Source organism: Curtobacterium sp. 8I-2 (genome assembly GCF_902506155.1).
In the GTDB taxonomy this organism is placed as follows: domain Bacteria; phylum Actinomycetota; class Actinomycetes; order Actinomycetales; family Microbacteriaceae; genus Curtobacterium; species Curtobacterium poinsettiae.
In genome coordinates this window covers 2,225,183-2,245,673 of record NZ_LR732827.1, presented here as the reverse complement: position 1 = coordinate 2,245,673, position 20,491 = coordinate 2,225,183, and the positions used below count along the sequence as shown (strand labels likewise).

Here is a 20,491-nt window from a genome sequence, read left to right as displayed (position 1 = left end):
CCTGAGGGGCATGAACCCCCGAATCACCTGGCACCGCGTCCTCGTCAGCGTCGTCGTCGTGTTCCTCGTGCTGACGCTGGGCTTCTACGCCGCGAGCGTCCTGCTCGCCCCAGCCGACGGGCGCGGCACCGCCGGGCTGTTCGTCGGGTGGGCGATGTTCTCGATGATCGGTGCGATCGTCGTCGGTGTCATCGACTTCTTCGTGCGACCCCTGGGCGGCCGAAGCGGCGACGCCGACGTCATGGCCGCCGCCGAAGAGGCCCGGACCGGCAGCACCCGCACGCAGCAGACGCGCTAGCGGCACGCGCACCCAGCAGACGCCCTGAGCGAGACCCGCCCCAGCGGAAGAACTAGGCCACACCCGTGCCGGTGAACCCGGACACCGTCGCGTCGTCCTCGGCGAACGTGAACCGCGCCCGGACGTTGCCGCCAGCGAGCACCCCCGGCAACCAGTACCGGGCGTCGTCCCACATCGCGTCGTAGGGCACGGCGTCGACCGGGATCCACCGCGGCTCCAGTTCGTCCGAGCCCGACGGGTCTCCCTGCCAGCGGCGGCAGACGAAGACGTCCGAGACCTGGGACCAGGACGGCCGGTACGGGAACCGGTAGTCCAACGTGCCACGGGCCTCCAGGTCGACCGCGTCGAGCCGCAGGCCGACCTCTTCACGCACCTCGCGCACGGCGGTCTCGACCGCCGTCTCGCCGGACTCGCGCTTGCCGCCGGGGCCGACCAGACGGCCGGTGCCGAGGCCGCGGCGCTTCTCCCCCAGCAGCACCTCGGGCCCTGCCTCGCCGTCGCGCAGCAGGTACACGACCACCACCCGGGGATGCTGGGACTTGCTCTCGTCGCGAAGGGTCACGCGTCCAGTGTGACCGATGGAGTGTCGTACGCTCTTCCCATGGCAGGCGTGCTGCGGGGGCACCATGGCTGAGCCCCGCAGGACCGGGCGCAGCCTCGAAGTGCTGCGCGCCGAGGCCGCTGAGGAGATCTCGATGCTCGTCGAGCACCGGAGCCGTCAGGGCGAGGACCCGTGGGAGTTCATGCCGACGCTCCCCACCGTCGACGAGCAGGTCGTGCTGATCCTGCGCGCGGACGCCGTCGACCTGGACGAGGCGATCGGCAAGCGGCACGCACAGTGGTCGAGCCACCCGGCGTCCGGGCAGGGCACCAAGCTGGGTGAGGAGTACCACCGGCTGCGCCGGATCGCGCTGCAGCACCCCGAGCTGACGCCCGCCGTGTGGAAGCTGCTCGGCGCCCTGCCCGAAGCGGGCTGAGCTGCGGTTGGATGGACGCATGACCGAAACCGTGCTCGCCGTCCTCAACCAGCCCTCCCGCGACGCCGCGCCGCACGACCCCGCGGCCGACGCCTTCACCTGGGCGAAGCCGCTCGAGGAGCACGTCCAGGTGCAGGACCTCGGCGTCACGCGCGGCGACGGCGTGTTCGAGACGATCACGGTGATCGACGGTCGGCCCCAGGCCCTCGAGGCGCACCTCGCCCGTTTCGGCCGCTCCGCCGCGATGCTCGACCTGCCCGCCCCGGACCCCGAGGCCTGGCGCCAGGCCATCGAGGCCGTCTGCGCCCGCCTCGACCCGGTGCGCGAGGCCTTCGCCAAGACCGTCCTGACCCGCGGCGTCGAGGGCACCGACCGCCCGACCGGGTGGGTCTACGCCGCGCCGTCGGGTGACTCCACGACCGCCCGCACCGAGGGCATCTCCGTCGTCGTCCTGGACCGCGGGTACCGGCACGACGTCGAGCGCACCTCGCCCTGGCTGCTGCAGGGCGCGAAGACGCTGTCGTACGGCGTCAACATGGCCGCCCTGCGCGAGGCCGTCCGCCGCGGCGCCGACGACGCCCTGTTCGTCTCGAGCGACGGCTACGTGCTCGAGGGCACGCGCGCGAACCTGATCATGAAGGTCGGCGACCGGCTGGTCACGCCCCGCACCGACATCGGGATCCTGGCGGGCACGACGCAGGCCGACGTGTTCCGCTTCGCTGAGCAGGAGGGCGTCGAGACCGCCTACGAACTCGTCACCCTCGCCGATCTGGCAGCCGCGGACGCGCTCTGGCTCGTGTCGAGCGTGCGGCAGGCGGCGCCGATCCGTTCGGTGAACGGCGACGCCCGCGCGATCGACGCGGACCTGACGACGCGCATCAACGACTTCCTGCTGGCGCGCGAGGTCTGAGCACGGTCTGACCGCTCGACCCGGAAGACGCCGTCGTGTCCGCGAGACGCCGCGGAATTGGGCGGCGTCTCGCGGGTGTGACGGCGTCGTGCCGAAACGACGGCGTCTCGCGACCGGACACCTGACGGACGGGAGGCCCGTGGCGGGCTCGCCACGGGCCTCCCGTCCGCCTGTGGCTGAGCCCACCGCGTCACGCGAGAGGCCGGCGTCTCGTGGCCGCTACCAGCGCGGCGTGGTGACGCCGGCCCCGTCGGCCCACGCGAAGACGGTCTCGCCGTCGATCCAGACGCGCGTCGCGCGGCTGGTCGCGTCGAGCGGGTCGCCGTCCCAGAGCACGAGGTCGGCGTCGTAGCCCTCGGCCAGGCGACCGACACGGTCGCCGAAGCCCAGGAACTCGGCCGGGTTGACCGTGAGCGCCTCGAGTGCGGTCTGGGCGGGCAGGCCCTCCTTCACGGCGGCGGTCGCCTGGTCGACGAGCATGTTGATCGGCACGACCGGCGCGTCCGTCGTGATGGCGACCCGGACCCCGGCCGCCGCGATGGTAGCGAGGTTCGGGATGCCGCGGTCGCGGAGTTCGACCTTCGAGCGGCTGGTGAAGAGCGGCCCGTAGATGACCGGGATGTCCTTCGCGGCCAGCACGTCGGCGATCTTGTGCGCCTCGGTGCCGTGGTTCACGACGAGCCGGTAGCCGAACTCCTCGGACAGGCGGATGGCGGTGGCGATGTCGTCGTGGCGGTGGGTGTGCTGGTCCCAGACGAGTTCACCGTCGAGCACCCGGACGAGCGTCTCCTTCGTCAGGTCGCGGGCGAACGGCTCGTCCTTCGCGGCTGCGGCATCGCGGGCGGCCTTGTAGTTCTGCGCGTCGACGAAGGCGTCACGGATGATCTTGGCGACACCGAGCCGGGTGGAGGGCGTCTGGCCCTTGCCGCCGTAGACCCGCTTCGGGTTCTCGCCGAGGGCGCTCTTCACGCTCACCGAGTCGGAGATGAGCTGCTCGTCGATCGTCCGGCCGCCCCAGGTCTTGATGGCGACGCTCTGGCCGCCGATCGGGTTGCCCGAGCCGGGCTTGACGACGATGCTCGTGATCCCGCCGGCGAGCGCGTCCCGGAAGCCCTCGTCGTCGATGTCGATCGCGTCGATCGCGCGGACGCCCGCCATGTTCGGGGCGGTCATCTCGTTCGTGTCGTTGCCGGCCTCGCCGTTGGCTTCTTCGTGGATGCCGACGTGGCCGTGCGCCTCGACGAACCCGGGGACGAGCCACGAACCCGCGGCGTCGATGACCGTCATGCCGTCGGGCGGGGTGACGTCGGGTCCGACCGCGGTGATCCGGCCGTCCTCGACGATGACCGCGCCGCCGTCGAAGGCGGGGGCGGAGACGGGGACGACGTGGGCACCGGTGATCGCGAAGGAGTTGCTCATGGCACCAACGGTACGCGGGGGCGTGCGGGCGGGGGGGCATGCGGGCGGCGGACGGGCGGGCGGCGGCGCGCGGGCGAAATACCGATTCCTGGCGCCGGACGTCCCGGCGGCCCTACCGTCGCGGGATGGCACACCGGAGCGAGACCTGGTCCACGCACCACAGCGCCGAACGACCCTGGCGCAGCGCAGTCCGCGGGTGCCGTGACGACCGGCTGGTGACCACCGTGCGGGTGTCGGTGCCCCCGTCCATCGCCAGGGCTCGGTGGACACCCGACGACGACACCGTCGCACTGCTCGACCGGAGCGCCACGGCCCTGCGCACCCTCGACGTCCACCACGGCTCCCGGCTCGCACCGCTCGGGTCCGTGCTCGGCCGGACCGAAGCCGTGGCGTCGTCGCGGATCGAGGACGAGCCCGCCTCGATCGACGACCTGGCGCGCGCGCTCGTCGGCATCCGGGCGAACCCGGGTGCCACCGCGGTGGTCCGGGCCGGCGGCGCCGTCGAGCACCTGGTCTCCGCGGCGGACTCGGGCATCGTCACGGAGTCGTCCCTGCTCGAGGCGCACCGTCTGCTGATGCGCGACGACCCGGTCGACGGACGGTCCGCAGGCCGGTACCGCGACGTGCAGAACTGGATCGGTGGGGGCGCCACACCCCGCGACGCCCGGTACGTCCCACCGCCGCCGGAGCTCGTGGCACCGCTGATGGCCGACCTGCTCGCGTTCGTGCACCGTGTGGACCTGCACCCGATCGCCCAGGCGGCCATCGCGCACGCGCAGTTCGAGTCGATCCACCCCTTCACCGACGGCAACGGTCGGACCGGGCGGGCGCTGATCGGGGCCGTGCTGCGGCGCCGCGGGGTCACGACGACGGTGACCGCGCCCGTGGCCACCGCACTCGCGGCGGACCGACCGCGGTACTTCCGGCACCTGGAGCGGTACCGCGACGGCCAGGTCACCGGGTTCGTGGCCGATCTGGCCCTGGCGATCGGGACGGTCTGCGACGAGGCGACGCTCGGCGCCCTGCTGCTCGCCGAGCACGACGCCGACCGGTCCACCGGTCCCTGCGCCACGGGCCCGCACGCCGTCGTCGGCCGTGCGCTCGCCGACGACCCCGTCCTGACCGAAGCGCACCTGGGAACCCTGCTCACCGCCGACCAGGTCGAGCGCGTCACGCTCGACCTGGTGCTGGCGGGCGTGCTCCGTCCGGTCACCCGTCGCCGCCGTGACCGCGCCTGGGTGGCACCCGCCGTGGTCGCCGAGCTCGAGGCGTTCGAGCAGCGGGTGCACGCCGCTGTGGGCGGCCACGAGCGGACCGCGGCCTGACCGGGGGTGCGGGCGAATAGGGTGGGACGGTGAGCAACGAGCACACCGCATCCACCCCGCCCAGCGCCGCCAAGCGGCCCGTGACACGGACCCACCACGGCATCGACTTCGTCGACGACTACGAGTGGCTGCGGGACAAGGAATCCCCCGACACCCTGGCGTACCTCGAAGCCGAGAACGCCCACACCGACGCCGCGACCGCGCACCTCGCGCCGCTGCGGGACCGCATCTTCGCCGAGGTGAAGAGCCGCGTGCAGGAGACCGACCTCTCGGTGCCGGTGCGCATGGGCGACTGGTGGTACTTCACCCGCACCGCCGAGGGCAGCCAGTACGGCGTGCACTGCCGCGTGCCCGTCGCCGGCCCTGACGACTGGACGCCGCCCGCCGTGGTCGAGGGCGAGTCGACCCTGCCCGGTGAGCAGGTGGTGCTGGACGGCAACGCCCTGGCCGACGGCCACGAGTTCTTCTCCCTCGGCACCTACGACATCAGCGACGACGGCACCCGCCTGGTGTACGGCATCGACGTCGAGGGCGACGAGCGGTACACCCTGCACGTGCGCGACCTGGCTTCGGGGACCGACCTCGGCGACGCCATCCCGAACACCGGGGCCGGCGCCACGTTCGACCCGGCGGGCCGCTACGTCTTCTACCCCACGGTCGACGAGTCCTGGCGTCCGGACAAGATCTGGCGGCACACGGTCGGCACCGCGGCGTCCGAGGACGTCCTGGTGTTCGAGGAACCCGACGACCGCTACTGGGTCGGCGTCGGCGTCACCCGCTCGTCGCAGTACATCGTCATCGAGCTCGGCTCGAAGATCACGTCCGAGGCGCACGTCCTCGATGCTGCGGACCCGACCGGTGAGTTCCAGGTCGTCTGGCCCCGCCGCGAGGGCGTCGAGTACGAGATCGAGCACGCCATCGTCGGTGGCAGCGACCGGTTCCTGGTGCTGCACAACGACGGCGCCGAGAACTTCGAGCTCGTCGACGTCCCCGCCGACGACCCGACGTCCGAGCGTGACCGCCGCGTCGTCGTGGCGCACCACACCGAGCGCCGCATCGAGTCGGTCGACGCCTTCGCCGGGCACCTCGCGCTGGAGTACCGGTCCGAGGCGCTCCCCCGCGTCGCGATCATCCCGATCGAGGGCGACGGCTACGGCGACGCGCACGAGGTCCCCTTCGACGAAGCCCTGTTCTCCGCGGGGCTCGGCGGCAACCCGGAGTGGGAGCAGCCGACACTCCGCATCGGGTACACGTCGTTCGTCACCCCCTCCGAGGTCAGCGACCTCGACCTGGCCACCGGCGATGTCACCGTCCTGAAGCGCCAGCCCGTGCTCGGTGGCTACGACCCGGCCGACTACGTGCAGGAACGCGACTGGGCCACCGCGGCCGACGGCACCCGCGTGCCGATCTCGCTCGTCTGGCGCCGTGACGCCGTCGACCAGGACTCGCCGTCGCCGCTGCACCTGTACGGCTACGGCTCGTACGAACACTCGATCGACCCCGGCTTCAGCGTCATGCGCCTGTCGATGCTCGACCGCGGTGTCGTCTTCGCGGTCGCGCACGTCCGTGGTGGCGGTGAACTCGGCCGGCACTGGTACGAGAACGGCAAGACCCTGACGAAGAAGAACACCTTCACCGACTTCGTCGCGGTCGCCGAGCACCTGATCGAGTCCGGCCGGACGAGCGCCGACCGGCTCGTGGCCGAGGGCGGCAGTGCGGGTGGGCTCCTGATGGGCGCCGTCGCGAACCTCGCACCCGAACGGTTCGCCGGCATCCTGGCGGCCGTGCCGTTCGTCGACGCGCTGACGAGCATCCTCGACCCGGACCTGCCCCTTACCGTCATCGAGTGGGACGAGTGGGGCGACCCGCTGCACGACGCCGAGGTCTACCGCTACATGAGCGAGTACACGCCGTACGAGAACGTCCGCGACGACGTCCAGTACCCGCAGATCCTCGCCGTGACCTCGATCAACGACACCCGCGTGCTCTACGTCGAGCCCGCGAAGTGGACCGCGAAGCTCCGCGAGGTCGGCGCGCCCGTGCTGCTGAAGACCGAGATGTCCGCCGGCCACGGTGGTGTCAGCGGTCGCTACGCGTCGTGGAAGGAGCGGGCGTTCGAACTCGCCTGGCTGCTCGACGTGCTCGGGCTCGCCGACGAGACGCCCGCCGCCGCGACCGCCACCCCGATCGCCGCGGGCTGAGCAGCGCCGCGCACTTCGCGAGCAGAAGAGGTCGGGTCCGAACGCGGGACCCGACCTCTTCTGCTCACCAAGCGAACAGCGGCGCACGCAACGCACGCACTCCGCTCACACGCGGTTGAGCGCGTGCACCGCCTCGTCGTAGGACTCCTCGGCCAGGCGCACCCGGTCCCCCGCGAGCACCCCGTACCCGAACGTGCCCTCACCGCCACGCTCCGCGATCGCCGCGTTCGCCCGCAGGATGTCGAGGGCGTGCAGCGACCGCACCCGCTCCGTCAGCACGTCGGCGGCGGTGCCGATCCGCTTCCACAGCGCGTGCGGGAACGCGTCGTCGCCGAGCACGTCCATCGCCATCCGGGCCCGCATCGTCTCCTGCCACGCGGCCTCGGTGGTGCTCCGGTCGGCGGTCTCCCGCTCGGCGGCGGTGTCCGAGGTGTCGTCGGCCACGGCGGCCCGGACGAGCTCGCGCACGCGCGGCTTCGCGTCGGCGCCGACGTCCTGGGCGACCTGCTTCGGCGAGCGGAGCGACCACGCGGTCGGCAGCGGACGCTCGGCTGCGTCGTCGAGGGCGTCGAGCAGCTCGAGGAACGGCTCGCCGTGCAGGAAGGCGACGACGTCCCGCACCGCCTGGTCGCGACGCTCACGGGTCGAGGCCAGGATCCGCTCACGGGTCAACGCGTCGACCAGGTCGTCCTGCGCCGGCGACGACGCCCGCGGTAGCCGGTCGATCAGGTACTCGGCCAGCGCCGCGCGCGCGGTGACGCCCGCCAGGCCGTCCGCCGCCTCGGCGGCGCGGTCGACGGCCTCGCCGTCGGGGAACGCCGGGCGGTAGGCGCCCAGGATCGCGGCGATCTCGAGGGTGGTGTCGGCCGCTTGCCGGAGGTCGGCCGTGTCGCCGGAGCGGAGCCGGGCCTCCTGGCCGAGCAGCGCGATGCGCAGCTTGCGCACCCGCTTCGCCAGGATGCGTGCGGTCGTGCCCTTGGCCGGCTTCTCCTCGGTCTGGAGGCGCGGTGCCGGTGCTCCTGCCAGCCCGCGTGCCAGCTTGGACGCGACTGCGGCGGGGCCGGCGCCGACGGCCGCGAAGCGTCCGTCGAGGGCCGCGAACAGCTCGTGGGCGATCTGCGGGTCGACGCCGTCGACGGTCTCGACCTCGACCTCACGCCAGGTGCGCGGGGTCTCCGGGGCGTCGTCGTCGAGGCGCTGGGCGGTGACCTGGTCGTCGGCGAGCTCGGCGATCTGGTCGCCGTCCTCGTCGAGCAGTCGAGTGACGGTCCGGGTGGTGGTGATCCGGACGACCGGACGCAGCCCGCGGCCGCGACGCTCGGTGAAGAGTGCGGCAAGGACCTCGTCGGGCACCGAGTCGGCGTCGTCGGTCAGGGGGAACTGCTGCTCGTGGCGGACCGTGTCCGACTCGGAGCGCTTGATGTGCCAACCGGCGTCGGGGCCACCGGTGCGACGGCGGACCGTCACCCGCGCGGCCACCAGGTCGTACCGCTCGGTGTCCCAGTAGGTCGCGTCCAGTTCGAACGGCTCCTGGTGCTCGGTGCGGAGGATGCCGCCCGCGCCGACGAGGTCGGGGAGGGCACCGCCCTCGGGCAGGTCGTAGGTGCGCTCGATCTCGAGGTGCGTGTGGCTCACACGGTCTTGTCTACCAGGCACTGCGCGGATTCCCCGCACCCGGGGTTAGCCTGCAGGGATGAGCGACACGATCACCCGCGAGCAGTTCACGCCCGAAGCCGGCGGCGTCACGATGTTCACCACCACGTGGTGCGGCTACTGCGCCCGGCTGAAGAACCAGATGTCCAAGGCCGGGGTCCCCTTCATCGAGGTCGACATCGAGCAGACCCCCGGTACCGCGGAACTCGTCGCCGAGGTCAACGGCGGCAACCAGACGGTGCCGACGCTGGTGTTCCCCGACGGGACGACGGCGACGAACCCGTCCCTGGCCGAGGTGCAGTCTCGCATCTGAGCAGGTCGCCCTCGCAAGACACCGGCGTTCACGCTCCGAACACGCGCATGACGCGGTTCAGAGTGCGAACACCGGTGTTTTGCTGTCCGGACGCGCCTGCGCTAGCCGCCGAGCGCCTCGGTCAGCAGCGCGGCCATCGCGTCGAGCTGGATGTCGCCGGAGTCGACGACCGCTTCGTCCGAACCGTCGAGCGCACGGGCGGCCAGGGACGCCTTCGAGTCGATGAGCTCGGCGATCTTGGTGTCGATCGTCTGCGCGGCGATGATGCGCCACGCGGTGACGGGCTCTTCCTGTCCGATGCGGTGCACGCGGTCGATCGCCTGGGTCTGCTCGGCGCTCGTCCACGACAGCTCGGCGAGCACGACGTTCGACGACACCTGCAGGTTCAGGCCGACGCCGGCCGCGGTCAGCGAGCAGACGATGACGGCGACGTCGGGGTCGTTCACGAACGAGTCGATCTCGGCCGTGCGCTGCGTGGGGGTCTGGTCGCCGCGGATCGTGGCGGTGCGCAGCCCACGACGGGCGAACACCTCTTCCGCCTGGTCCATCACGTCGAGGTGCTTCGCGAAGAACACGACCTTGCCGACGTTCGAGGCGAGCTGCGCGGCGTAGTCGGCCGCGAGCTGGGCCTTGGCCCGGCCGATGCGGCGGACCATCGAGAACACGTTCTCGCCGGTCGACGAGGCGTCCTGGTCCTCGAGCTCCCAGCGCGCGACCTGGCGGACCAGCTTGTGGTCGATGCCGACGACCGGGTCCTGCCCGGTGCGGGCGTCGAGGGCCTGGTGGTACCGGCGGACGAGCTTCGCGGTGAGCTCGCGCTCGGCGTCGCGGATGGAGCGGCCCTCGTCGCCGTCGAGCTCGACGGGGATGTCGGCGATCCGGCGTGCGGGGATGTCCGCGGCGACGTCGACCTTGCGGCGTCGGACGATGCCCTGGTCGATGACGGCGCGGCGGGCCTCGACGAAGAACCCGGGGTCTGCCGGGGTCAGGCCGATCTCCTCGAGCTCGTTCATGAGCTTGGCGCGCGGCTTCTTGTCGTCGATCCAGCCGAGGTACTCCCAGATGGTGCGGAAGTCCTCGACCGAGTTGATGAGCGGGGTACCGGTCAGCGCCATGAGCAGCGGGGTGGCGGTGCGCTGCCGGATGCGCTCGGCGATCTGCAGCACGAACCGGGCGCGCTGCGAGTCCTTGTTCTTGATGAAGTGCGCCTCGTCGACGACCATCCCCTTGAACCCGAAGTTGCCGAGCCACCCGGCGTGCCGGTCGAGGATCTCGTAGTTCACGATGACGATGTCGGCGAACCCGTCGAGGTCGTTGCCGTCCCCGTGGATCACCGTGGCGCGGCGGTTCGGCACCCAGCGCTCGGCCTCACGTGCCCAGTTCGTCTTGACGACGTTCGGCACGACGACGAGCAGCGGGAACGCGTTCGCGGCGTCGGCGGCGAGCAGCGACTGCGCGGTCTTGCCGAGGCCGGGCTCGTCGGCGAGCAGGAAGGTACGGTGCCCCTGCGCTGCGGCGGTGATGAGCTCCGCCTGGTGCTTCATGAGCGTGGTGCCCGAGCGCGAGTGCAGCGTCGGGGGCTCCGGCAGCGGCATCGTCGCCGCTCCCCCGCCCGCGCCGTACTCGAACGACTTGAACAGCGGTCCGAACAGTTCCCAGTTCGCCAGGCGGCGCGGGTGCGCGACGGGCTGGTCGGCGAGGGCGAAGTCCGGCGGCATGAACGGGTTCGCGAGCTGGCGCTGGACGACGGACTGCGGCACGACGGCACGCACCGGGGTCTCGACCACCGCGGCGGGCTCGGACGCGATGACGAGGTCCTCCGGCTGCAGCTCGACGCCACCGGCGATCATCATGTCGCGCTTGACCGCACGCGTCGCCTCGGGCACCTGCACCTCTTCGGCGAGGAGCTGGATGACGCTGGTGTCCCGCGCCGCCGTCTTCGCCAGGATCGTGGCCACGCCGTCGAGCCGCTTGAGCTGTTCGGCGCGCTGCGCGTCGGTGAGCTCCGTGTCGGCCTTCACCCGCGCGCGCTCTTCGCGCATCAGCAGGGCGACCGCCTGGAACTTCGTCCGGTTCGACGCCTTGAGTGGTCCGCGCTGCGCCGCGGCCTCGACCTCGCGCACAGCGCGGGCGAGGACGGGGATGACGCCGTCGTTGTCCAGCGGCCTGGTGCGACGTGACGCGGTCCGCGTCCCGCCGGCAGCACGCCGGGTGCCTGATCGAGCCAACGCTCCTCCTGTTCCGCCCACACGTCGGGGCGATCCGCCCGTGGGGCGGGAAGTCCTGCACCGGGGCCTGGCGCGGCTCCGGTTCGGCCGCGGGCCACCGTGGCCCACCGCATCGCCGGTCCCCGCATCGGGACGTCCGGTGGACTCCCGCGAGCCGTTCCACACGAGCACCTGCCGGGAGCAGGTTCGGACGGTCCGCGCCGGGATCCGGCGTCGTCACACGCACGTGGTGCCCCCTCGGGGCGCTCACGGCCCGGTCCCCGCGTCGATCAAGTGATCGACGGCTGCGTCCGGAATCGACGCGGCACGCGGGAACACGGTGCGTGCGCGCTCAGTTTACTCCCGGACCGCCGACGGAGGCGACCGCCGCGTTGCCCGCGCGCGTCGCGACGGCGGACGGGAGGCCCGTTGCGGGCCCGACCCGCGCCTCCCGTCCGTCCTGCAGTCGCCTCCAAACCGCCGAAGCGACGGGGCTGCGAGCCGTCAGGCCTGCGGTGCGGACCGCGGGCGGGTCGATGCGCCGGTCGGGAGGCTCGGGGCCGCGTCCGCCAGGGCGGCCTGCGTCGCGGCGAGGAGCTGCTGGGCGGTCTGGATCCCGTTGGCGGAACCGGTGGTCGCCTGGCCGCCGGCGTGGGCGAGCAGCTGCGCGCCGATGGCGGGCCCGATGCGGTCGGTCTCGCGCGGGTTGCGCGCGACCCAGTCGCGGGCGATCGCGTCCGCGAGGCGCTCGGCGGCGGCGCCGCGCTCCGCGTCACCTCGGGACCGGTGCCACAGCCCGGTCACCACGAGGTGGGCGACGACGGCTCCGACGTCACGGACCGGGAACCCCCAGCCCGCGGTGTCGATGTCGAGCAGGCCCGAGATGCGCCACGGCTCGTCCTCGTCGACGAACACCTGCTCCAGGTGCAGGTCGCCGTGCACGACCTGCTTGGTCGAGCTCGACCAACCGATGGAACGGCGGCCGATGGCGTCGTACAGGCGGTCGATCTCCTCGGCGTCGCGCGGCAGGGCGGCGATGAGCGTGCGACGGTGCCAGTCGGCGTGGTCCATCGCGTCGGCACGGGCCTGCTGGGTCATCGGCACGGTGGCGACGCGGCCGCTCAATGCCGCGAGCGACGCCACGAAGCGCGGGTCGTCGGCGATGTCGAGGATGCGGCTGCCGGCCGGCACGCCGCGGATGCGCTCGAGCACGAGCAGGCCGTCGCCACGGCTGGACAGCACGCGCGGCACCGGCAGGCCGGCCGCGACGAACTGCTCGTGCGACTGCACGATCGGCGCGACCCGGTGCGGACGGACGATCTTCAGGAACAGGGTGCGCTCGGGGGCGTCGACGCGCACCACCGCACGTTTGCCGGGCCGGTACGCGGCGACGGTGAGCACCGGGTCGGTGACGGGCATGCCGAGGGTGGTCAGCAGCTCGGCGACGGCATCGCGGTAGGTGACCTGCGGCAGCACCGGCAGGCCTGGGTCGTTCGGGTACGCCCAGACCGACACCGGTTCGCCCGTCCCCGGGTCCGTGACGATGGCGCTGTTCTGGTCGTGGGTGCCGCCGGTGTCGACGTAGGTCAGGACCGTGGCGCGCTGGCCGTTGCGGTCCAGTGTGTCGACCTCGTAGCCGTACAGGTAGCCGTTGCCCGACGGTTCGACGGAGTGCGCCCGCGCGGCCACCACGGAGGTCCCGGAGCCGGCGAAGGCCTGCGGGATGACGCGCTCATGGTTGGGCCACACGACATCAGTCAACCGCGTCGCACGGGTTTCGTCGCGTTCGTGCACGGCTCGGCGCGCGGCCGGTGGCTACCGTGGTCGGTGTGAACCCGGTCGCGCGTCTCCGCAGCTCCAGTCGCACGCCGTTCCTGCAGGTCGTGAAGACCGCCGTCGCGGTGGTGGCCGCCGTGCTCCTCTGCCGTCTGGTGATCCAGGGGCCGTTCCCCACCTTCGCGGCCATCGCGGCCCTGCTCGTGGTGCAGCCGAGCATCAACCAGTCGTTCGTGAAGGGGCTCGAGCGGAGCGCGGGCGTCGTCATCGGCGTCGTGCTGGCCACCGGGTTCCACCTGCTGCTCGGCGACGGCGTGTTCGTGGTGCTGCTCGTCATCGTGCTCGCGATCCTGATCGCGTGGGCGCTCCGGCTCACGCCGACCTCGGCCACCCAGGTGGGGATCAGCGGGATGCTCGTGCTCACCGCCGGGGTCGTGACGCCGAACTACTCCGCCGACCGGATCCTCGAGACCGTGATCGGTGCGATCGTCGCCCTGGTCGTGAACGCGCTCATCGTGCCGCCCGTCCTGCTCGAGCCGGCGCACCTCGCCGTCGCCCGGCTCGCCCGCGACACCGCGGTGGCGTTCGAGCGGATCGCGATCGGCCTGACCGAGGGGTGGGACCGCGCACGCTGGGACGAGGCCCTCGTCGCGGCCCGGGCCCTCCGGCAGCAGCACGCCAAGGCCGAGGCGTCCCTGGGGTCGGCCCGCGAGTCCCTGACGATGAACCCGCGCAGCGGCCGGCACCGGACGATCCTCGACCGCGACGTGGTGGTCACCGACCACCTGCGCATCCTGGTGACCCGGGTCACCGGCATGACCCGGGCGATCCGCGACAACACCGCCCCGGACCTGCGGGACGATCCGGTGGTGCACGGCATCGCGACCGAGGTGGCGCGGATCGGGGCGGACGTGCGGGCGCTCAGTGCGCGGGTCGAGTCGACGCGGCTCGACCCGGCACCCGGGGCCGGTGGGGCGGACGCTGCTGCGCTCGGACCGGACGCCGAGCCGTGGGCGGAGGCCTCGGAGCCGGCACTCACCGCGCCGCTCGAGGTGGTGCGTCCGAACTCCCGGCACTGGGTGCTCATCGGGGCGCTGCTCGAGGACATCCGACGGGTGCGCGGGGAACTGCTCGGCGAGGACGACTAGGCGCGTCGCGTTTGCGCGGTGCCGGGTCTGCTCAGCGTGCCGCGCAGACGTTGTGCCGGGTCCACCTCAGCGTGCCGCGCAGGCCGCCTCCGACGCCGTCCGCACCACGTCGGACCAGATCACCTCGGTCGGCACGACGTCGGTCGCACCGGGGACCCCGGTGTCGGCGTACCGGTTGATCTCGGCGACGACGGCCTCGATGCCGACCTCGCGTGCGGCACGGCTCGCCACGTCCGGCACCGCCGTCCGCAGCTCTGCGACCACGCGGTCGCGCGGTACGTCCTCCAGCTGTGCGAGCGTGCCGATCCCCTTCCACGCGGCGTCCAGTTCGGCGCGCAGGCGCACGATTGCCGGGTGGTCGATCGAGTCGTTCATGATCCCCCAGTGCGGGCGGCGCATCGGGTCGCGCTGTCCGCTGCCGGAGCCTAGCAACGAAGCAAGCGACGCTCACGTCCCTAGAACGTGGGACAGACCGTTCCGCCCTGTCCTGTGACGAGATTCAGCGAGTTCGGCCTGAGAACGGCCCTCGGCGACGGTTCGATGCCACGATGGGTCCGAGGAGGTCCACTATGCGGCTGTTGGTGGTCGAGGACGACGACGAGATGCGGGCCCTGATGGAGCGCGGACTCGCGGCCGAGGGGTACCGCGTGACGGCGGTCGAGAACGGTGTCGAGGCGCTCATCGCGCTCGGCGAGCAGGCGTTCGACCTTGCGGTCGTGGACGTGATGATGCCCGGCATGTCCGGCTTCGAGCTCGCCCGGCGGATCCGTGAGCGCGAGGACCCCGTGCGGATCCTGCTCGTGACGGCGCGCGACGCCGTGGACGACCGTGTGTTCGGGCTCGACGCCGGTGCGGACGACTACCTCACCAAGCCCTTCGCCTTCGCCGAGCTCACCGCTCGGCTGCGTGCGCTCGGCCGTCGTGAGTCCGCCGGGGCTCCCCGCACGATCGAGGTCGGCGACGTCTCCATCGACTCCGAGGCACGCCGCATCTCGATTAAGGGCCAGCGCGTCGCCGTGAGCCCCACGGAGTTCGCCCTGCTCCGCCTGCTCGCCCGGTCCGCCGGCAGTGTCGTCGACCGCCCGAAGATCCTCGAAGAGGTCTGGGACGGTTCGCAGCACGTCGACCCGAACGTGGTCGAGCAGTACATCTCGTACCTCCGCAAGAAGCTCACCGCGCACGAGGCCACCGTCGCCATCGCCACGGTCCGCGGTCGCGGGTACCGCCTGGATCTGCTCGGGGCGTGAGCGGGGCCGACGACGCCCCACGATCGGACCACCGACGCGGTGGTCCGATCCGGCCGCTGCGTCTGCTGTCGCTGCGTGCCCGGATCACGATCGGTTCGACGGCGATCGCGGCGATCGTGATCCTGCTGCTCGTCCTGGTGATGCGGTTCCAGGTGGTGAGCGTCGTCGCGAGTGCGACCCGCACGCTGCTCGACGCCGATGCCGACCCCTACGTCGCCACGCTCGAGGTCGACAGCGACCCCGACCTGTCGTCACCGGGCAACGCGCAGCTCGTCGCCGTCGTGTCCCCGTCCGGCGAGATCGTGCTCTCGACGATGCCGGACCGCGTCGAGCAGGCGCTCGGCAGTCTGCGGTCCACCCCTGCCGGCACCTCGATCATCACGGCATCCGGCTCGGAGTACCGCGTCGTCGTGGAGCACCCCGTCAACGAGGCCGGCCGGTGGACGGTCGTCGCCGCCCGTAACTCGCAGGCCGAGGCCATCGTCGTCGACGACCTCACGACGACCCTGTCGTTGACCGGCCTGGCGATCCTGCTCGCCTTCGGCGTGGCGTCCTGGGTGCTCGCGACCACCGCGTTGCGTCCGGTGAACCGGATGCGCCGCGAGGCCGAACGGCTCTCCGTCGCCCCGGAGCGCGCCGAACTGCCGGTGGGCCCCGCCCGGGACGAGCTGGCATCCCTGGCGACGACGCTCAACGCCTTCCTGGCCCGGACCCGGCAGGCGACCGAGCGTGAACGCCAGATGGTGTCGGACGCCAGCCACGAGCTCCGGACGCCCCTGGCCATCCTGACGACCCAGCTCGACCTCGCCTCGCTCGACGGCAACGACGCCGCCGCCCTCGCCGCCCACATCGAACGCGCCAAGCACAGCGTCGCGCGGTTGTCCCGGCTCGCCAACGACCTGCTCGCACTGTCGCGGATCGAGGAGTCTGAGCAACGTGAACAGGACGGCGACCGACGGCCGGAGACCGCCTGGTCGGACCTCGGCGACGAGGTGATGGCAGCGGTCGACCGCGTCCGGCTCATCGCGTCGGCGAAGGACGTCACCGTCGACTTCGACCTGGAGCCGCCGGTCGCCGTCGGCGGGTCCGGCCCGGGCATCGGCGGCGGCACCGTGGAACCGCGCTACCGGATCGACACGGGTGGGATGGCCCAGCTCGTCACGAACATCGCGGGCAACGCCGTGGCCGCACTCCCCCGCGGTGGCGGCATCTTCGTGTCCTGGCGGAGCACCGGCGGCCAGGGCGTGCTGCAGATCACCGACGACGGCCCCGGTGTACCCGAGTCGTTCATCCCCGTGGCCTTCGACCGGTTCACGCGTCCGGACGAGGCACGGACGTCCCGCCCGAACCCCGACCCCTCCACGGGCGCCGGCGCCCTGCCGGGCGGCTCCGGTCTGGGACTCGCGATCGTCCGCGCGGTGGCGGAACGCGCCGGGGGCACGGCGTCACTCCGCAACGTGCCCGCCGGTGGGCTCGAGGTCACGATCACCCTGCCCGAGGTGCGCTGAGCTCGACCGCCCACCCGAGCAGGACCGCTCACCCGAGCACGACCGATCACCCGAGCACGACCGATCACCGGCGCAGGACCGCTCACTGGAAGTCGCGCGACCGGGTGCGGACGGACAGCGACAGGTGCTCGATGCGGTCCGCCACCAGGTTGACCACGCCGTCGGGTGACCGCTCGAGGATGCCCCGGACGATCACCGCCGGGGACTCCCGCGCCACCCGGCGGTAGCGCCCCCACACCCCGACGCTGCAGATGACGTTGACCAGCCCGGTCTCGTCCTCGACGTTCAGGAACGTGATGCCGGACGCGGTCGCCGGACGCTGCCGGTGCGTCACGATCCCGCCGACCTCGACCCGTCGTCCGGTCTCGGCGGTCGCGGTGTCCTGCACGCTGAGCACCCGGCGGGCTGCGAGCCGGTCGCGCACGTGCCGGACGGGATGGTCGTCGGTCGTCATGCCCGTCGACCACATGTCCGCGATGAGCACGTCCCCGCTCGTCATCTGACCGAACAACGGCGGCTGCACGAACACCTGCGTGTCCGGCAGCTGGTCCGGACGCTCGGCCGCGGCCTGCGCAGCCGACCACATCGCACCGCGGCGGTCGATGTCGAACGGGGCGAAGGCGTCGGCGGCAGCGAGGGCCTCGAGCTGCGGCGTCGTGAGTCCGACCCGGCGGGCCAGGTCCGACATGTCGCGGAAGGGGCCGTTGGTGTCCCGCTCGGCGACGATCTTCTCGGCGCTCTTCCGGCTGAGCGACGCGACCTCGGCGAGCCCGAGCCGCACGGCGAAGGCACCGTCGCGACGGTGGCTCGCTGTGTCGTCGGGGAGCGCCTTGTCGAACGGCAGTACCGGGGGCTGCTCGGCAGCCAGGCAGGCGTCGGCACCGACCGGGGCGTCCCCGTCCGGCAGCGGTTCGAGCGTGGCGTCCACCCCGGACCGCAGGATGTCCGGTCGCAGCACGCGGACACCGTGCCGCCGGGCGTCGGCGACCAGGGTCTGCGGTGAGTAGAACCCCATCGGCTGCGCCCGGAGCAGCGCTGCCAGGAACGCCCCCGGGTAGTGCAGCCGCATCCACGCGCTCGCGTAGACGATGAGGGCGAAGCTGATCGAGTGGCTCTCCGCGAAGCCGAAGTTCGCGAAGGCCTGGATCTTCGCGTAGATCGCGTCGGCGTCGGCGCCGTGGATGCCGTTGTCCGCCATCCCCGCGTAGAGCTTGTCCCGCAGCCGGTCGATCTTCTCGTGTCCGCGCTTCGACCCCATCGCCCGCCGCAGCAGGTCGGCGTCGTCCCCGGAGCAGTTGCCGACCGCGATCGCCATCTGCATGAGTTGTTCCTGGAACAGCGGGACCCCGAGGGTGCGTTCGAGCACGGGTTCGAGCGCCGGGTGCATGTAGGTGATCGGTTCCTCGCCGGTGCGCCGTCGGATGTACGGGTGCACTGCGCCGCCCTGGATCGGCCCGGGGCGGACGAGTGCGACCTCGATCACCAGGTCGTAGAACCGCCGTGGGAGCAGTCGGGGCAGGGTGCCCATCTGCGCGCGGGACTCCACCTGGAACACCCCGATCGTGTCCGCGCGGCAGAGCTGGTCGTAGACACCCTGTTCCTCCTTCGGGATGGAGTGCATCTCCCAGCGCTCACCGCAGTGCTCTGCCGCCAGGTCGAACGAGTACTGCAACGCGGCGAGCATGCCGAGCCCGAGCATGTCGAACTTCACGAGCCCCATGTAGGCGCAGTCGTCCTTGTCCCACTGGAGCACGGTGCGGCCGTCCATCCGGGCGTGTTCGATCGGCACGACCTCGCCCACCGGGCGGTCGGTCAGCACCATGCCGCCGGAGTGGATGCCGAGGTGCCGCGGGAACCCGAGGACGTCGCTCGCGAGTCCGACGACCGCCGGTGGGATGTCGTGGTCCTGGCTCTCGGTCACCGAACCCCACCGTTCGACCTGCTTCGACCATGCGTCCTGCTGTCCGGGGCTGTGGCCGAGCGCCTTCGCCATGTCGCGCACCGCGCCCTTGGGCCGGTAGGTGATCACGTTCGCGACCTGGGCGGCGTTGTGCCGGCCGTACTTGGCGTAGACGTACTGGATCACCTCTTCGCGGCGGTCCGAGTCGAAGTCGACGTCGATGTCGGGCTCCTCGTCGCGCATCGCCGACAGGAACCGCTCGAACGGCAGCCCGTAGCGGATCGAGTCCACCGCGGTGATCTCGAGCAGGTAGCAGACCGCCGAGTTCGCCGCCGAACCCCGCCCCTGGCAGAGGATGCCCCGGCCGCGGGCGTACTGCACCATGTCGCGCACGATCAGGAAGTACCCGGGGAAGTTCTTCTCCTCGATCACGGACAGCTCACGTTCGATGCGCTCCCGCTTGCGGGGCTCGACGCCGTCGGCGCTGCCCGGGTAGAACCGCCGGGCACCGGTCCAGGTGAGCTCGCGCAGCCACGACATCGCGGTGTGTCCGTCCGGGACGTCGAGGTCGGGCAGCCCGGGCTTGACCGTCTTCAGCCGGAACCCGAGTTCGTCGGCGAGCTCCACGGTCCGTTCGACCGCGCCGGGGTAGCGCCCGAACCGTCTGGCCATCTCGGCGCCGGAGCGCAGGTGGGCGGTGTCGGCCGCGGGCAGCCAGCCGTCGATCTCGTCGAGGCTGCGGCGAGCACGGACCGCCGCGAGCGCGGTGGCCACCGGGAACCGGTCCGGGGTGGCGTAGTGCACGTTGCCGGTGGCGACCAGGGGCAGTGCGTGCTTCGTGGCCAGGGCGGCCAGGGCGTCGTTGCGGGCGCTGTCGAGCGGGTCGCCGTGGTCGAGCAGCTCCACCACGACGTTGCGGCTGCCGAACCGGTCGAGCAGCACCCGGAGCGCGGTGTCGGCGGCGGATTCCCCACCCTGCTCGAGGGCCTGCCGCACGGTGCCCTTCCGGCACCCGGTCAGGACACGCCAGTGGCCGTCCGCGCGTGCGGCGAGGTCGTCGAGGTCGTACTGCGGGCTGCCCTTCTCGGATCCGGCGGCCAGGTGCGCGCTCGTGACCGCGCCGGCCAAGCGGTGGTAGCCGTCCTGCCCGTCGGCGAGCAGGAGCAGGTGCGAGCCCTCGGGGTCGGGCACACCGTTCTGCGGTTCGGTCAGCCCCAGGGACAGCTCGGTGCCGAAGACGGTGCCCACCTGCGGGTAGGACTCGGCGACCTCGGCCATCCGGGCTGCCCCGTAGAAGCCGTCGTGGTCGGTGAGCGCGAGGGCGTGCAGCCGGAGCCGGGCGGCTTCTTCGAACAGGTGCTCGGGCTGACTGGCGCCGTCGAGGAAGCTGAAGGCCGAGTGCGCGTGCAGTTCGGCGTACGGCACGACCGGGCCGCCGTCGGTGTCGATCGGCGACGGGACGTACGGCTCGCGCTTCCGCGACCACGCCGGGCTGTCGCCGCCGTCGCCGTCGTGCGCGGTGCCCGGGCTCCGTTTGTCGGACAGCGCGCGCTCGAACTGCGACCACGGGACGGGTGGGTTGCTGTAGCCCATCAGGACACGCTCCTGT

Annotated in this window: 16 protein-coding genes; 9 read left to right on the top strand and 7 right to left on the bottom strand. The window is 72.2% G+C overall.

What is annotated here, in order from left to right:
- Positions 1-10: 10 nt before the first annotated feature.
- Positions 11-298, top strand: coding sequence for a hypothetical protein (locus BOSE127_RS14370; RefSeq protein WP_017885949.1), 288 nt, complete (start codon positions 11-13; stop codon positions 296-298).
- A 52-nt stretch (positions 299-350) separates the two neighbouring features.
- Here BOSE127_RS14370 and BOSE127_RS14365 read toward each other — a convergent pair whose 3' ends face one another.
- Positions 351-860: an 8-oxo-dGTP diphosphatase gene (locus tag BOSE127_RS14365; protein WP_159557739.1), complete on the bottom strand. Its 510-nt coding sequence runs from the start codon at positions 858-860 to the stop codon at positions 351-353.
- 64 nt (positions 861-924) lie between these two features.
- Here BOSE127_RS14365 and BOSE127_RS14360 point away from each other — a divergent pair, with 64 nt between their 5' ends.
- Both BOSE127_RS14360 and BOSE127_RS14355 read left to right on the top strand, forming a co-directional pair.
- Positions 925-1,275, top strand: coding sequence for a tryptophan synthase subunit alpha (locus tag BOSE127_RS14360; protein WP_111038858.1), 351 nt, complete (start codon positions 925-927; stop codon positions 1,273-1,275).
- 19 nt (positions 1,276-1,294) lie between these two features.
- Complete coding sequence (locus tag BOSE127_RS14355) at positions 1,295-2,185, top strand: aminodeoxychorismate lyase (protein WP_140449227.1); 891 nt, start codon at positions 1,295-1,297, stop codon at positions 2,183-2,185.
- 219 nt (positions 2,186-2,404) lie between these two features.
- Here BOSE127_RS14355 and BOSE127_RS14350 read toward each other — a convergent pair whose 3' ends face one another.
- Positions 2,405-3,604 carry an amidohydrolase gene (locus tag BOSE127_RS14350; RefSeq protein ID WP_017885953.1) on the bottom strand — a complete coding sequence of 400 codons (1,200 nt, stop codon included), beginning with the start codon at positions 3,602-3,604 and terminating at the stop codon, positions 2,405-2,407.
- A gap of 125 nt (positions 3,605-3,729) precedes the next feature.
- On the opposite strand from BOSE127_RS14350, the gene BOSE127_RS14345 reads away from it, so the two are divergent.
- Both BOSE127_RS14345 and BOSE127_RS14340 read left to right on the top strand, forming a co-directional pair.
- The gene (locus BOSE127_RS14345) at positions 3,730-4,929 is read left to right on the top strand and encodes a Fic family protein (RefSeq protein ID WP_140449226.1); all 1,200 of its coding nucleotides are present in this window, start codon (positions 3,730-3,732) and stop codon (positions 4,927-4,929) included.
- A 29-nt stretch (positions 4,930-4,958) separates the two neighbouring features.
- Positions 4,959-7,130, top strand: a complete 2,172-nt coding sequence (locus tag BOSE127_RS14340) for a S9 family peptidase (RefSeq protein WP_017885955.1) — start codon at positions 4,959-4,961, stop codon at positions 7,128-7,130.
- 105 nt (positions 7,131-7,235) lie between these two features.
- Here BOSE127_RS14340 and BOSE127_RS14335 read toward each other — a convergent pair whose 3' ends face one another.
- Positions 7,236-8,765, bottom strand: coding sequence for a CYTH domain-containing protein (locus tag BOSE127_RS14335; RefSeq protein WP_159557737.1), 1,530 nt, complete (start codon positions 8,763-8,765; stop codon positions 7,236-7,238).
- Positions 8,766-8,823: 58 nt separating this feature from the next.
- On the opposite strand from BOSE127_RS14335, the gene BOSE127_RS14330 reads away from it, so the two are divergent.
- Entirely contained in the window at positions 8,824-9,096 is a 273-nt protein-coding gene (locus BOSE127_RS14330; protein WP_017885957.1) for a glutaredoxin domain-containing protein, read from the top strand.
- A 101-nt stretch (positions 9,097-9,197) separates the two neighbouring features.
- Here BOSE127_RS14330 and BOSE127_RS14325 read toward each other — a convergent pair whose 3' ends face one another.
- Positions 9,198-11,324 (bottom strand): DEAD/DEAH box helicase, encoded by a 2,127-nt coding sequence (locus tag BOSE127_RS14325; RefSeq protein ID WP_042538474.1) that lies wholly within the window; start codon positions 11,322-11,324, stop codon positions 9,198-9,200.
- A 483-nt stretch (positions 11,325-11,807) separates the two neighbouring features.
- The gene (locus tag BOSE127_RS14320; protein ID WP_159557735.1) at positions 11,808-13,052 is read right to left on the bottom strand and encodes a phosphotransferase enzyme family protein; all 1,245 of its coding nucleotides are present in this window, start codon (positions 13,050-13,052) and stop codon (positions 11,808-11,810) included.
- An 80-nt stretch (positions 13,053-13,132) separates the two neighbouring features.
- On the opposite strand from BOSE127_RS14320, the gene BOSE127_RS14315 reads away from it, so the two are divergent.
- A complete protein-coding gene (locus BOSE127_RS14315) occupies positions 13,133-14,227 on the top strand; it encodes an FUSC family protein (protein WP_082046881.1) in 1,095 nt (364 codons plus the stop codon).
- Positions 14,228-14,293: 66 nt separating this feature from the next.
- Here the strand turns inward: BOSE127_RS14315 and BOSE127_RS14310 are convergent, their stop codons facing one another.
- Positions 14,294-14,626, bottom strand: a complete 333-nt coding sequence (locus BOSE127_RS14310) for a hypothetical protein (protein ID WP_156155313.1) — start codon at positions 14,624-14,626, stop codon at positions 14,294-14,296.
- 170 nt (positions 14,627-14,796) lie between these two features.
- Here BOSE127_RS14310 and BOSE127_RS14305 point away from each other — a divergent pair, with 170 nt between their 5' ends.
- Positions 14,797-15,474 (top strand): response regulator transcription factor, encoded by a 678-nt coding sequence (locus BOSE127_RS14305; protein WP_017885962.1) that lies wholly within the window; start codon positions 14,797-14,799, stop codon positions 15,472-15,474.
- Positions 15,471-16,982, top strand: coding sequence for a sensor histidine kinase (locus tag BOSE127_RS14300; protein WP_017885963.1), 1,512 nt, complete (start codon positions 15,471-15,473; stop codon positions 16,980-16,982). Before BOSE127_RS14305 ends, BOSE127_RS14300 begins: the two co-directional genes overlap by 4 nt.
- 82 nt (positions 16,983-17,064) lie before the next feature.
- Here the strand turns inward: BOSE127_RS14300 and BOSE127_RS14295 are convergent, their stop codons facing one another.
- Positions 17,065-20,475 (bottom strand): error-prone DNA polymerase, encoded by a 3,411-nt coding sequence (locus BOSE127_RS14295; protein WP_042538478.1) that lies wholly within the window; start codon positions 20,473-20,475, stop codon positions 17,065-17,067.
- Positions 20,476-20,491: the final 16 nt, after the last annotated feature.